General features: G+C 67.7%; 14 protein-coding genes and 1 pseudogene. 8 read left to right on the top strand and 7 right to left on the bottom strand.

Annotated elements, in window-relative coordinates:
* Nucleotides 1-8 precede the first annotated feature (8 nt).
* Nucleotides 9-611, top strand: a complete 603-nt coding sequence (gene pdxH, locus LK996_RS12970; protein WP_230527781.1) for a pyridoxamine 5'-phosphate oxidase — start codon at nucleotides 9-11, stop codon at nucleotides 609-611.
* A gap of 4 nt (nucleotides 612-615) precedes the next feature.
* A complete protein-coding gene (locus LK996_RS12965; protein WP_230527780.1) occupies nucleotides 616-1,416 on the top strand; it encodes an ABC transporter substrate-binding protein in 801 nt (266 codons plus the stop codon).
* Here the strand turns inward: LK996_RS12965 and LK996_RS12960 are convergent.
* From LK996_RS12960 to LK996_RS12950, 3 genes are read right to left on the bottom strand one after another with little or no spacing between them, the layout of a single operon-like run.
* Entirely contained in the window at nucleotides 1,394-1,867 is a 474-nt protein-coding gene (locus LK996_RS12960) for a DUF4426 domain-containing protein (RefSeq protein WP_230527779.1), read from the bottom strand. The genes LK996_RS12965 and LK996_RS12960 overlap by 23 nt on opposite strands.
* On the bottom strand, nucleotides 1,854-2,672 hold the full coding sequence (proC, locus tag LK996_RS12955) for a pyrroline-5-carboxylate reductase (protein ID WP_230527778.1): 819 nt from the start codon (nucleotides 2,670-2,672) through the stop codon (nucleotides 1,854-1,856). Before proC ends, LK996_RS12960 begins: the two co-directional genes overlap by 14 nt.
* Before the next feature lie 9 nt (nucleotides 2,673-2,681).
* Complete coding sequence (locus LK996_RS12950) at nucleotides 2,682-3,374, bottom strand: YggS family pyridoxal phosphate-dependent enzyme (protein WP_230527777.1); 693 nt, start codon at nucleotides 3,372-3,374, stop codon at nucleotides 2,682-2,684.
* Nucleotides 3,375-3,511: 137 nt separating this feature from the next.
* Here LK996_RS12950 and LK996_RS12945 point away from each other — a divergent pair, with 137 nt between their 5' ends.
* Nucleotides 3,512-4,549 carry a type IV pilus twitching motility protein PilT gene (locus LK996_RS12945; RefSeq protein WP_230527776.1) on the top strand — a complete coding sequence of 346 codons (1,038 nt, stop codon included), beginning with the start codon at nucleotides 3,512-3,514 and terminating at the stop codon, nucleotides 4,547-4,549.
* 50 nt (nucleotides 4,550-4,599) lie between these two features.
* Nucleotides 4,600-5,730 (top strand): PilT/PilU family type 4a pilus ATPase, encoded by a 1,131-nt coding sequence (locus LK996_RS12940; RefSeq protein ID WP_230527775.1) that lies wholly within the window; start codon nucleotides 4,600-4,602, stop codon nucleotides 5,728-5,730.
* Nucleotides 5,731-5,987: 257 nt separating this feature from the next.
* Here the strand turns inward: LK996_RS12940 and LK996_RS12935 are convergent, their stop codons facing one another.
* Nucleotides 5,988-6,896, bottom strand: coding sequence for a DUF72 domain-containing protein (locus tag LK996_RS12935; RefSeq protein ID WP_230527774.1), 909 nt, complete (start codon nucleotides 6,894-6,896; stop codon nucleotides 5,988-5,990).
* 100 nt (nucleotides 6,897-6,996) lie between these two features.
* Here LK996_RS12935 and LK996_RS12930 point away from each other — a divergent pair, with 100 nt between their 5' ends.
* The 4 genes and pseudogenes from LK996_RS12930 (at nucleotide 6,997) to LK996_RS12915 (ending at nucleotide 9,470) form a co-directional block, all read left to right on the top strand.
* On the top strand, nucleotides 6,997-7,563 hold the full coding sequence (locus LK996_RS12930) for a YqgE/AlgH family protein (protein ID WP_230527773.1): 567 nt from the start codon (nucleotides 6,997-6,999) through the stop codon (nucleotides 7,561-7,563).
* A gap of 13 nt (nucleotides 7,564-7,576) precedes the next feature.
* Nucleotides 7,577-8,011, top strand: a pseudogene (gene ruvX, locus LK996_RS12925) (Holliday junction resolvase RuvX); the annotation flags it as partial.
* An 80-nt stretch (nucleotides 8,012-8,091) separates the two neighbouring features.
* Nucleotides 8,092-9,039, top strand: a complete 948-nt coding sequence (locus LK996_RS12920) for an aspartate carbamoyltransferase catalytic subunit (protein WP_230527772.1) — start codon at nucleotides 8,092-8,094, stop codon at nucleotides 9,037-9,039.
* A 5-nt stretch (nucleotides 9,040-9,044) separates the two neighbouring features.
* Nucleotides 9,045-9,470 carry a hypothetical protein gene (locus LK996_RS12915; protein WP_230527771.1) on the top strand — a complete coding sequence of 142 codons (426 nt, stop codon included), beginning with the start codon at nucleotides 9,045-9,047 and terminating at the stop codon, nucleotides 9,468-9,470.
* A gap of 17 nt (nucleotides 9,471-9,487) precedes the next feature.
* On the opposite strand, the gene LK996_RS12910 is transcribed toward LK996_RS12915, so the two are convergent.
* The 3 genes from LK996_RS12910 to mgtE form a co-directional block, all read right to left on the bottom strand.
* A complete protein-coding gene (locus LK996_RS12910; protein ID WP_230527770.1) occupies nucleotides 9,488-10,582 on the bottom strand; it encodes an RCC1 domain-containing protein in 1,095 nt (364 codons plus the stop codon).
* Nucleotides 10,583-10,806: 224 nt separating this feature from the next.
* On the bottom strand, nucleotides 10,807-11,340 hold the full coding sequence (locus LK996_RS12905; RefSeq protein ID WP_230527769.1) for a hypothetical protein: 534 nt from the start codon (nucleotides 11,338-11,340) through the stop codon (nucleotides 10,807-10,809).
* A gap of 135 nt (nucleotides 11,341-11,475) precedes the next feature.
* Entirely contained in the window at nucleotides 11,476-12,837 is a 1,362-nt protein-coding gene (mgtE, locus tag LK996_RS12900) for a magnesium transporter (RefSeq protein WP_230527768.1), read from the bottom strand.
* Nucleotides 12,838-12,878: the final 41 nt, after the last annotated feature.

Below are 12,878 nucleotides of genomic sequence, written 5' to 3'. Positions count from 1 at the left end.
ATGCGCCCATGCGTACTCCCATCCCTGCCGATGTCCTGTCCACCTTCGACCGCCTGTTCGCCGAAGCGGCGGAGGCGGGCGAACCCGACCGCACCGCGATGGTCGTCGCGACCGCCGATGCACAGGGCCGCCCCTCGGCGCGCACCGTGCTGCTGAAGGCGCACGATCCGCGCGGCTTCGTGTTCTACACCCACCTCGACGGGCGCAAGGGCCGCGAACTGCAGGCCAACCCGCGGGCCGCGCTCCTGTTCCACTGGCCGCGCGTGCGCGGCGGCGTGCAGGTCCGCATCGAGGGCGAAGTCGAGATCGTCGCCGACGCCGAGGCCGACGCGTACTTCGCGACGCGCCCGCGCGGGAGCCAGGTCGGCGCGTGGGCGTCGATGCAGTCCGAGACGCTCGACACGCGCACCACCTTCGACGTGCGCGTCCACGAAGTGGAAGCGCGCTTCGAAGGCCAGCCCGTGCCGCGCCCGCCACGCTGGGGCGGCTTCCGCATCGTGCCGCGCGCGATCGAGTTCTGGTACGGCGCCGAGTTCCGCCTGCACGAACGCCACCTGCACGAATGCGACGACGCCAGCGGCACGTGGACCACGCGCATGCTGTATCCGTAAGCCGATGCCGCCGTCCCGCATCGTCTGCCTGACCGAAGAACCGACCGAAACGCTCTACGCGCTCGGCGAACAACATCGCATCGTCGGCATCAGCGGCTTCACCGTGCGCCCGACTGCCGCGCGCCGCGAGAAACCGAAGGTCAGCGCGTTCACCAGCGCGAAGATCGACGCGATCATGGCCTTGCAGCCCGACTTCGCGATCGGCTTCTCCGACATCCAGGCCGACATCGCGGCCGAACTCGTGCGCCGCGGCGTCGAGGTGTGGATCTCGAACCACCGCAGCGTCGAAGGCATCCTCGATTACGTGCGCCGCCTCGGCGCGCTCGTCGGCGCCGCCGCGCGCGCCGATGCGTATGCAGGCGAACTCGAACGCGGGCTCGAAGCGATCGCACGTGAAGCGGCGCAGCTGGAACGCCGCCCGCGCGTCTACTTCGAAGAGTGGGACGAACCGCCGATCACCGGTATTCGCTGGGTCGCCGAACTCGTGCGCATCGCCGGCGGCGACGACATCTTCCCCGAACGCGCGCTCGAACCGCTCGCGAAGCAACGCATCCTCGAAGACAGCGACGAAGTGATCCGCCGCGCGCCGGACATCATCCTCGGCTCGTGGTGCGGCAAGCGCTTCCGCCCCGAGCGCGTCGCCGCGCGCCCCGGCTGGGACGCGATCCCCGCGGTGCGCGACGGCGAACTGCACGAAGTGAAGTCGCCGATCATCCTGCAACCGGGCCCGGCGGCGCTGACCGACGGCGTCAGCGAAATCGCGCGCATCGTGCGCGCCTGGGCTACTTCGCCACTTCGCGCGTGAACTCGAGGGTGCGCGTCGGTTCGTTTTCCGCCGTCACCTGCACGTTGAACTGGAGCGTGTCGGGCGGCGTGATCGAGAACGTGCCGACGTTGTCGATCAATCCGTCGGGCGTGCGCAGCTCGCGCATGACGATGTCGATGCGCTGACCCTGCAGGCTGCGCGCGGTCGCTTCGACTTTCGCGGGCACGGCGACGTCCTTGCCTTCTTCGCCGCGGCGCGTGGTGACCAGCAGCATCCACACTTGTTCGCCGCGCGCGATGCCGTAGTTGCGCGTCACGCGTTCCGGCAGCGCCATCGTGTTCACCGCGGTCGCATGCACGTGCAGGTCGCCGACGTGGAGTTCCGCCGGCGGGGGCGCGGGTTGCGCGGGCACCGGCTCGCTGCCGCCTCCGCCGCACGCGGCGAGGGCGAGGCACAACAACGCAACGCAGGCTTGCTCAATCGTTCGCATCGGAGAGCTCCTTGCCGCGGACGGCGGCTGCGTGCACGGCGCGGCGCACGAGATCGCGGAAGCCGCCGGCTTCGAAGGTTTCGATCGCCGCATGCGTGGTGCCGTTGGGCGAAGTGACGCGGCGGCGCAGTTCGGCGGCTTCGACGTCGCTTTCGACGAGCATGCGTCCTGCGCCGAGGATTGTCTGCAGCGCGAGTGCGCGTGCCGCATCGTGCGAAAGCCCTTCGGCCTCGCCGGCCGCCTGCATCGCTTCGGCGAGCAGGAACACGTACGCGGGGCCGCTGCCAGACACCGCGGTCACCGCGTCCATGCGCGCTTCGTCGTCGATCCACACGGTCGTGCCGGCGGAGGCGAGCAGCACCTGCGTGCGCTCGCGTTGTGCATCGCTCACGCGCGCGTTCGCGTACAGGCCGGTGACGCCCGCGCCGAGCAATGCGGGCGTGTTGGGCATCGTGCGCACGACGGGGAGGTCGCCGCCGAGCCAGCGTTCGAGTTGCGTAGTGGTGATGCCCGCGGCGATCGACACGATCAACGGGCCCTCGGCTTGCGCGATCGGCGCGAGCGCTTCGCACACCATGCGCATGACCTGCGGCTTCACGCCGAGGACCCATGTGCCGGCGTCGCGCGCGGTGGCGGCGTTGTCGCCGGACACACGCACGCCGAAGTCGCGCGACAGCGAATCGCGCAGCGCTTCGAGCGGTTCGGCGACGCGGATGTCGGACGCCGGCACGCCGCGCGCCACGAGTCCGCCGATGAGGCTGCGGGCCATGTTGCCGCCGCCGATGAATGCGAGGAGATGTTCCATCGCGCCAGTTTATCCGCGTGCGGGTCGCTCGCCGAACAACGCGGTGCCCACGCGCACCATCGTGGCGCCCTCGGCGATGGCGAGTTCGAAGTCTTCGCTCATGCCCATCGACAGCGTGTCGATCGAGGCGAAGCGCGCGGCCTGCGCATCGAACAGGGCCTTCATGCGACGGAAGGCGTCGCGGCGACGGTCCATGTCGGGCAGCGGGGCGGGGATCGCCATCAGGCCGCGCAGGCGCAGGCGCGGTTGTGAGGCGACGGCGTCGGCGAGGGCCGCGACATCCCCGGGCGCGCAGCCGTGCTTGCTCGTTTCGTCGTCGATGTTCACCTGGAGGAGCACGTTCAGCGGCGGGCGATCGGCCGGGCGCGCGGCGGCGAGCAGGGGCACGAGCTTCGCGCGGTCGACGGTCTGCACCCAGTCGAAGGCCTGCGCGGCGAGCGTGGCCTTGTTGGATTGCAGGTGGCCGATCAGGTGCCATTCGAGCCCGGCCGCGCGCGGATCGCTGGCCAGTTCGGCCTGCTTGGCCACCGCTTCCTGCACGTAGTTCTCGCCGAAGGCGTGCTGTCCGGCGGCCGCCAGCGCGGCGATCGCCGCCGCCGGTTGCCGCTTGCCGACCGCGAGCAGCGTCGGCGCTGGCCGACCTGACTGCCGAGCCGCGTTCTGTAATCGTTGAACGACAGCATGCAGGGCAGGGGTGAGCATCTCGTCGCAACCTCGTGATCGCCGCGGTTTCCGCGGTTGACACCCCGGGGAGGGCGGCGCCCATACTGCCCGCAGGGGGTGCCCGGCACCAGTCGTTCATCGTTGCGCACAACACTGCCGTGCGGGGGAGCACGTAAATGGATATCGCCGAGCTGTTGGCGTTTTCGGTCAAGAACAAGGCGTCCGACCTGCACCTGTCGGCCGGCCTGCCGCCCATGATCCGCGTGGACGGCGACGTCCGCCGCATCAACATCCCGGCGCTCGACCACAAGCAGGTGCATGCGCTGGTGTACGACATCATGTCGGACAAGCAGCGACGCGATTACGAAGAATTCCTCGAAGTCGACTTCTCGTTCGAGATCCCGGGCCTGGCGCGCTTCCGCGTCAATGCGTTCAACCAGAACCGCGGCGCCGGTGCGGTGTTCCGTACCGTTCCTTCCGAAGTGCTGACGCTCGAGGACCTCGGCTGCCCGCGCATCTTCAAGGAACTGATCGAGCAGCCGCAGGGCCTGATCCTCGTGACCGGCCCGACCGGTTCGGGCAAGTCGACCACGCTGGCGGCGATGCTCGACCACGTGAACAAGAACGAGTATGCGCACATCCTCTCGGTCGAAGACCCGATCGAGTTCGTGCACACCTCGCAGAAGTGCCTGATCAACCAGCGCGAAGTGCATCGCGACACGCATGGCTTCAATGAAGCGCTGCGTTCGGCGCTTCGCGAAGATCCCGACTACATCCTCGTCGGCGAAATGCGCGACATCGAAACCATCCGCCTGGCGCTCACCGCCGCGGAAACGGGCCACCTGGTGTTCGCCACGCTGCATACCTCGTCGGCGGCCAAGACCATCGACCGCATCATCGACGTGTTCCCCGCCGGCGAAAAGCCGATGGTGCGCTCGATGCTGTCCGAATCGCTGCGCGCGGTGATCTCCCAGGCGCTGATGAAGAAGGTCGGCGGCGGCCGTACGGCCGCGTGGGAAATCATGGTCGGCATCCCCGCGATCCGTAACCTCATCCGCGAGGACAAGGTCGCGCAGATGTACTCGGCCATCCAGACCGGCCAGGCCCACGGCATGATGACGCTGGACCAGCACCTGCAGGATCTCGTGAAGCGCGGCATGGTCACGCGCCAGCACGCCAGGGAATATGCGAAAGACAAGCGCCTGTTCGAGTAATCCCTAATCAGCAGCGGGCCTGGCAAAGCGCGGGGCCACGGAGTAACACCATGAGCAGCATCGATTTCACCTCGTTCCTCAAGCTGATGGCGCACCAGAAGGCGTCGGACCTGTTCATCACCGCGGGCATGCCGCCGTCGATGAAGGTCCACGGCAAGATCTCGCCGATCACGCAGAACCCGCTGACGCCGCAGCAGAGCCGCGACCTCGTGCTCAACGTGATGAACCCGCAGCAGCGCGAGGAGTTCGAGAAGACGCACGAGTGCAACTTCGCGATCGGCGTGGCCGGCGTGGGTCGCTTCCGCGTGTCGTGCTTCTACCAGCGCAACCAGGTCGGCATGGTGCTGCGCCGCATCGAGACCAAGATCCCGAGCGTCGAAGAACTGAACCTGCCGCCGATCATCAAGACGCTGGCGATGACCAAGCGCGGCATCATCATCTTCGTCGGCGCGACCGGTACCGGTAAGTCGACGTCGCTGGCCGCGATGATCGGTTACCGCAACCAGAACTCGACGGGCCACATCATCACGATCGAGGACCCGATCGAATTCGTGCACAAGCACGAGGGCAACATCATCACCCAGCGCGAAGTCGGCATCGACACCGACAGCTGGGAGAACGCACTGAAGAACACGCTGCGCCAGGCGCCGGACGTGATCATGATCGGCGAAGTGCGCACGCGCGAAGGCATGGACCACGCGATCGCGTTCGCCGAAACCGGCCACCTCGTGCTCTGCACGCTGCACGCCAACAACGCCAACCAGGCGATGGACCGCGTCATCAACTTCTTCCCGGAAGACCGCCGCGGCCAGTTGCTGATGGACCTCTCGCTCAACCTCAAGGGCGTGGTCGCGCAGCAGCTGATCCCGACGCCCGACGGCAAGTCCCGCCGCGTCGCGATGGAGATCATGCTCGGCACGCCGCTCGTGCAGGACTACATCCGCGACGGCGAGATCCACAAGCTGAAGGAAGTGATGAAGGAATCCACCAACCTCGGCATGAAGACCTTCGACCAGAGCCTGTTCGAGCTGTACCAGGCCGGCGAGATCTCCTACGAGGACGCGCTGCGCTACGCCGACTCGGCGAACGAAGTGCGGTTGCGCATCAAGCTCGCCCAAGGCGGCGATGCGCGGACGTTGGCCCAGGGTCTGGACGGCGTGGAAGTGGCCGAAGCTCGATAAGGCGCGGCAAGAGGGCTCCTTCGGGAAACGTGCACTTCCCCGATGCGCCGAATCAACAGAAGGAGCGGGAAACCGCTCCTTCGTTGTTTCCGGGGCTTGATTGCGCCTATCGATCCGTAGAGTTCGCTGCACTTCAAAGCGGATCGAACCGATGTTGTCCACCGGAAAGCCCAAGCGTCGGCGCAAGCCGCAAGCCATTCGGCGCAAGCCGAGCATGCTCTCGGTGATCCTGAAAGCGCTGATTGCCCTTCGCTAGATCAGCGGCGCAAGCCCGCGGGCGTGTCGGTGCGCGCTTCGTAAGGCAGCTGCGCGCGCGTTTCGCGCACGTCGGGCATGAAGATCGGCACGTCGGCACCGAGCGCGCGCATCAGCGCATGCGCATCGAATGGCGCGTGCACTTTCACGTCGTTGTCGAAATAGCAATAGAGATCGAGTCCAGCATCGGCCCAATCGCGCATGCGGTTCGCCCATTGGCCGATCGCCGCGTCGGAGTAGCCGCTGACGTACAGCGCTTCGTCGCCGTGCAGGCGCATGTAGACGAAGTCCGAGGTGACGTCGAACAGCAGCGGCCACTTGCCGGCGGTGTCGGCGACGACGAGGCCGATGTCGTGTTCGCGCAGCAGCGCGATGAATGCGGGGGTCTCGAACGACGGGTGGCGGATCTCGATGCAGTGACGGATGCGTTGCGCTGCGTCGATCTCCTCCGGCCATGCATGGCGACCGCGCATGCGATCCTGGTCGTGGCGTTCAGCCAGCGCCGTCGCATCCCGCAGCGTTCGCGGCAGCTGCGCGAAGAACGTGGCGAAGCGTTCCGCGTCGAAGCGGAAGTTCGGCGGGAACTGCCACAGCATCGGCCCCAGCTTGCGCCGAAGCAGCAGGACCCCCGATGCGAAGAAGTTCGCGAGCGCCGTTTCGGCGCCGCGCAGGCGCAGGATGTGGGTGACGAAGCGCGGCCCTTTCACCGCGAACACGAAGTGGCCGGGCGTCGCGTCGTGCCAGGCCTGCCAGCTGGCGGGCGACTGCAGGGAGTAGAACGACCCGTTGATTTCGATGCTGGGGAACAGGCGCGCGGCGTATTCCAGCTCGCGTTTCTGCGGCAACCCCGGCGGGTAGAAGACGCCGCGCCAGGGCGCATAGCGCCAGCCCGAGATGCCGATCCGGATCATGTCCCGCCGATGCTGGCGATGCGCGGGTCGAGGACCGGTGAGTGGCCCGATGAACGACGCCGTTCGGCCACGCGCGCCAAGCGGAGTTAGAATCCCGCCCATGCAGGCCACCCCGACGCCGCTCGCGAACCGATTGCTGATCGCGCTGCCCGCGCTGGCGGACCCGCATTTCGCCCGCAGCGTGACGCTGGTGTGCCAGCACGACGACGAGGGCGCGATGGGCGTGGTCGTCAATCGCGCGTCGGAATACACGCTCGGCGATGTGTTCCAGCAGATGGGCATCGACACCGAAAACGCGGACCTGCGCGCGCAGGTCGTGCTGTCCGGCGGCCCCGTGCATCCCGAACGCGGCTTCGTGCTGCACGACGGCGGCGACGGTTGGGATTCGACGATGGCGATCAGCGATTCGCTGTTCGTCACGACCTCGCGCGACATCCTCGAGGCGATGGCCGGCGGCTCGGGCCCCGCGAACGCGATCGTCGCGCTCGGCTGCGCCGGATGGGGCGCGGGCCAACTCGAACAGGAACTCACCGAAGACAGCTGGCTCAGCGTCCCCGTCGACGCCGGCCTGTTGTTCAGGACGCCGCTGGCCGCGCGCTGGCAGGCCGCGGCCGGCAGCATCGGCGTCGACCTGTCGCTGCTGGCCGACCACAGCGGGCACGCCTGATGAGGCCCGCCCGATGAGACTCGACGGCACCGTGCTCGGGTTCGACGTCGGCGCGAGGCGCATCGGCGTCGCCGTCGGCAGCGCGTTCGGCAGCGGCGCCCGCGCACTCGCGGTGATCGACGTGCACGCGCACGGTCCCGACTGGTCGGCGATCGATCGGCTGCGCGCGGAGTGGCGTCCCGACGGTCTGGTCGTCGGCGATCCGATGACGCTGGATGGCGGCGACCAGCCCATCCGTCGTCGCGCGCACGCGTTCGCGCGCGAACTGCACGGGCGTTATCACCTGCCGGTGGTGCTCGTCGACGAACGCGCGAGCTCCATCGAAGCCGCGCAACGGTTCGCCTCCGATCGCGCCGAAGGCCGCAAGAAGCGCCGCGATGCCGCCGCGCTCGACGCGGTCGCCGCCGCGGTGATCATCGAACGCTGGCTCGCCGCGCCGCAGGACGCGATCCGCGTCGACGACAGCGCGTACATCGCCCCGTATTTCGCCCCCAACCCCAATCCGAACCCGCAGAGCGGAGCCTCCGAGTGACCGTTGCCCAGGTGGACGCGCAGGGACGACTGCGCCATTTCCTCACGCTCGAAGGCTTGCCGCGCACGGTGCTCGTGCGATTGCTCGACCTCGCGCAGAACTTCGACGACCGCCGCGGCGATCCGTCGCTGCGCACCGCGCTCGCCGGTCGCACGGTGTGCACGCTGTTCTTCGAACCGTCGACGCGCACGCGTTCGAGTTTCCAGATCGCCGCGCAGAAACTCGGCGCCGACGTGCTCGTGTTCGACGCATCGACGTCGTCGACGAGCAAGGGCGAGACTGCGCTCGACACGATGAAGAACCTCGAAGCCATGGGCGTGCACGGGTTCGTCGTTCGCCACAAGGAAGACGGCGCGGTCGCCGTACTCGCGTCGCAAGTGCGACCCGGCACCGCGCTCGTCAACGCGGGCGACGGCCGCATCGCGCATCCGACGCAAGGCCTGCTCGACATGCTCACGCTGCGCCAGGCGAAGGGCAGCGACTTCTCGCAATTGAAGGTCGCGATCGTCGGCGACGTGAAGCACTCGCGCGTCGCGCGCACCGACCTGCATGCGCTGCGCACGCTGGGCATGGGCGAGATCCGCGTGTGCGGCCCGTCGACGCTGTTGCCCGACGACACGACACTCGCCGGCTGCACCGTCACCGACGACCTGGATTCCGCGCTCGAAGGCGTCGACGCCGTGATGATGCTGCGCTTGCAGCGCGAGCGGATGGAAGAAGGCCTCGTCGGTTCGCTGGCCGACTACCACCGCGACTACGGCCTGACGGCGAAGCGCCTGAAGCGCGCGGCGCCGGATGCGGCCGTGCTGCATCCGGGTCCGATGAACCGCGGCGTGGAAATCGACGACGACGTCGCCGACGGCCCGCAGTCGCTCATCCTCCGCCAGGTGTCGAACGGCGTCGCCGCGCGCATGGCGGTGCTGGAAGTGTTGCTCGGGGAGTAAGGGCCATGGTGAAGATCGGCAAAGCTGACGCGTTCGGGATCGTCGTCGCTGTCGTCATGGTGGGCGTGGTCGCGTGGTGGGGAGTCGAGCATTACCTCTGGGCGGCCTTGCACTTCAAACAAGGCGATGCCGCCGTGTCACCCGACCGCGCGTACGTCGCCCAACCATTTACCCAGGACGAAGGTGAACTTCGGCCCTACGGAAGCGGCGTTTACGTGCGTCGTCGACTGATGCCCTGGCCGAAGTCCACCCTGGTCTTCGCAGCCTATTGCCGTCATCCCGACCCGCGCGTCGAGTGGCGTTCGGCGCGCGAGCTGGTCGTGCACTGCGAAGTGGCTGAAGAAACGCCCGTGGTTCTGCAGGCGCCAGGCGGCATCGAGGTCATCCACGCAGACGACGGACGCGATAGGCGAGGTGTGGTCGCAAGGTAGCGATCGGCCTGTGCACATCAGCAACCGATCTGGTTGCGGATGGCGACGGTCTGTCCGATCAGCGACAGGCCGGTGGCGTCGTCGATGCGATCGGTCGCGACGAATTCCGCCAGCTTGTTGCGCGTCGCGCCGAGCTTCCCGCACGCGGCCTTGTCGTTCGCCGGATTGCCGTCGTTGAGGCGCATCGACGCGCCCGTCATCGATGCGAGCAGCGGCTTCGCAACGGTCCCTCCAAGCGCGGTCACCTGGCCCGCGAGGGACGTCAGCGCGGCTTGCGCCGTCGCTGCGCGATAGTCGCCGGGGAGCGGCGACGATTGATCGAATTGATCGTCGCCCCAGCACTCGACCGCGCCCGTCGCCAGCACGATGCCGCAGTTGTGGAAGTAGCCCGCGCTGATTTCGGCGAAGGGCGTCGTCGGCGTGTCGGAGACCTGCGATGCATTGTCGGCGCCCCAGCATGCGACGGTGCCATCGACGCGTCGTGCGCAGGAGTGGGCCCAGCCGGTCTGCACTTCGACGAAGGTGCCCGTGGGCGCGTTCGTTTGACCACTGGTGCTCAGCCCCCAACATTCTACGGTGCCATTGGTATGCAGGCCGCAGCTATGCAAGCCGCCCGCGCTGACCTGGCTGATCAGGGTGTAGTGAATGGGAACGGGCTCGTTCGATGGCGGTACCGGTGCCTGGCCATTCGAGTCGCTGCCCCAGCACACGGCGCTGTCGTCGTTGCGCACCGCGCATACGTGCCGCCACCCGGAATCGACGCTGCGATAGTTGCTGTTGGGTCCCGCGGGGAAGTTTTCGCCAAAAAACTCGCCGTCGCCCCAGCACGTGATCGTGGCGTCGCTGAGAACGCCGCACGTATGCAACCCGCCAGCGCTCACCATGCGAAACGTGCCCGGCTGCGGAGGCGGGAACAACGGCGGCACCCATTCGGTGTAGCCGAAACACGACACCGCACCGCTCGATGCGCGCGCGCAGTTGTGGAGTTCGGCCGAAGAGATCTGGACGAACGATCCCGCTACCGCGTTGGTTTCACCCGAACTGTTCTCGCCCCAGCAAGCGAGCGTACCGTCGGAACGAATGGCGCATGTATGCGAAAGCGCGGCGCTCAAGCGATCACCTGCATGAACACGCGCGACGGGGAGAATGAAAGTCACCCCGAGAACGATCGTCGCCATCGCGGCGACGGTGCGAGACCGCTGTTGTTGTTGTCGATCCATCGTGCTGCTCCGTCGTGGGGGAGGACGCGATGCGAAACGCGTCATCCCCACACACGAAGCGATCGACGATGTGCGGCCGCACGATCGCGACCGCCCATCGGGTCTCGCAAGCGAACTCAGCCTTCGGCGCCGCCCTGCATCTTCTTCTCGATCTCGGCGCGGTGCGCCTTCACGAACTCGACGTGCTGCGGGTGGATCTCCGCCGGGATTTCCTTCACCAGACCCGCGTCCACCGCACCCACCGCCATCAGCGTGGATACCAGCGCTTCGCTGGTCAGCGCGTAGTCGCGCGTCGACATGCCGGCTTCTTCGATCGCTTCGCGCAGCTTCGGCGTGGCTTCGAGGCGCGCGGCGTACTTCGCGCTGTCTTCTTCCGAGGCATTCATCGCCGAATCGAGCGACGCATCCGACTGTTCCGCGATCGCGAGGTTCTTCGACGCGGCGAGCCATGCGTCGACCTTCGCCATCGTCAGTTCGATGTCGCCCGCGGGCGCGGCCGGGGCTTCGGGTGCGACAGGCGCCGTCGGCGCAGCGGGCGCAGCCGCGGTGGCGTTCGACGCAGTCGCATCGGCGGCCGGGGTTTCGGTCTTCGCGCAGGCGGCCAGCGCGATGGTCATGGCGAAGGACAACGAGAGCAGCTTGGCGTTCATGGGATCCATTCGGTGGGAAGCGCGTGGGTGGGCAAAACGGCGCGCATGATGCCGGGCGCGCGGTGCGAGCTCAATGCCACGGATTTCGCGATGCGAGCGGCCACGCGCGGCCGGGATTCGTTCAGCGCAACAGGATCAGCGCAACAGGATCAGCGTCGCGAGGCCGAGGAAGGCGAGGAACCCCATCACGTCGGTCACGGTGGTCAGGATCACACCGCCGGCGAGCGCCGGGTCGAGGTTCATGCGCTTGAGCGTGACCGGCACCAGCACGCCGGCGAGCGCGGCGAACAACAGGTTGAGCGTCATCGCCGCGCCGATCACCAGCGCGAGCATCGGGTCATGGAACCACGCCCAGGTCGCGAGGCCGACGATGCCGCCGATCATCAACCCGTTCATCAGCGCGACGCGAAGTTCCTTCCACAGCAGCACGCGCACGTTCGACGCGCCGACCTGGCCGAGCGCGAGGCCGCGGATCATCAGCGCGAGCACCTGCGTGCCCGCGTTGCCGCCCATGCCGGCGACGATGGGCATCAGCACGGCGAGCGCGACGATGCGGTCGATCGTGCCCTGGAACTGGCCGACGACGCTGGAGGCGAGGAACGCGGTGCACAGGTTCACGCCGAGCCACAGGATGCGGCGGCGCCACGCGCGCGGCACCGGCGAGAACAGGTCTTCGTCCTCGTCCAGGCCCGCGGCGCCGAGCACCTGGTGTTCGGCCTGTTCGCGGATGATGTCGACGACGTCGTCGATGGTGATGCGGCCGAGCAGGATGTTGCTGTCGTCGACGACCGGCGCGGAGATCCAGTCGTGGTCGGAGAACTGGCGCGCGACTTCGTCGGTGGATTCGTCGACGTGGATCGCGGGCTGTTCGTCGTCGATCAACTGGTTGATCGGCGTGTTCGGTTCGCGCGTGAGCAGCGCCTGCAGCGCGATGCGCCCGAGGTACTGGTGGCGCCGGCTCACCACGTACAGGTGGTCGGTGTGGTCCGGCAGTTCGCCGCGCAGGCGCAGGTAACGCAGGACGACGTCGACCGTGGTGTCGGTGCGCACCGTCACCACGTCGGGGTTCATCAGGCGGCCTGCGGTCTCCTCGTCGTACGACAGGACCTGCTCGAGGCGCTCGCGATTGTCGCGGTCCATCGACTTGAGGACTTCGTCGATGACCGTGTCCGGCAAGTCTTCGACGAGGTCGGCGAGGTCGTCGATGTCCAGGTCCTCGACGGCCGCGACGATTTCGTCGGGATCCATTTCGGCGAGCAGGCTCTCGCGCACGTCGTCGCCGACGTGGACCAGCACTTCGCCGTCGTCCTCGGGATCGACCAGGCCCCACACGACGGTGCGCTTGGCGGGCGGGAGGGATTCGAGGAGGTTGCCGATCTCGGCCGGCGACAGCGTGTTGACCAGCCGGCGCACGGGGCCGAGGCGGCCGCTGTCGAGCGCGTCTGAAAGCAGACGCAGCTGTCGCGCGGTCTTCTCGTGGCGTACGGCTTCGGCCATGCGGGGACTTCCGTTGGCGCGTCGCACACGAGGCGCGACAG

The organism is Noviluteimonas lactosilytica, from assembly GCF_020866925.1.
Taxonomy (GTDB): Bacteria; Pseudomonadota; Gammaproteobacteria; order Xanthomonadales; family Xanthomonadaceae; genus Noviluteimonas; species Noviluteimonas lactosilytica.
The sequence above is the reverse complement of the archived record's forward strand: the minus strand, read 5'-3'. Positions and strand labels throughout refer to the sequence as shown.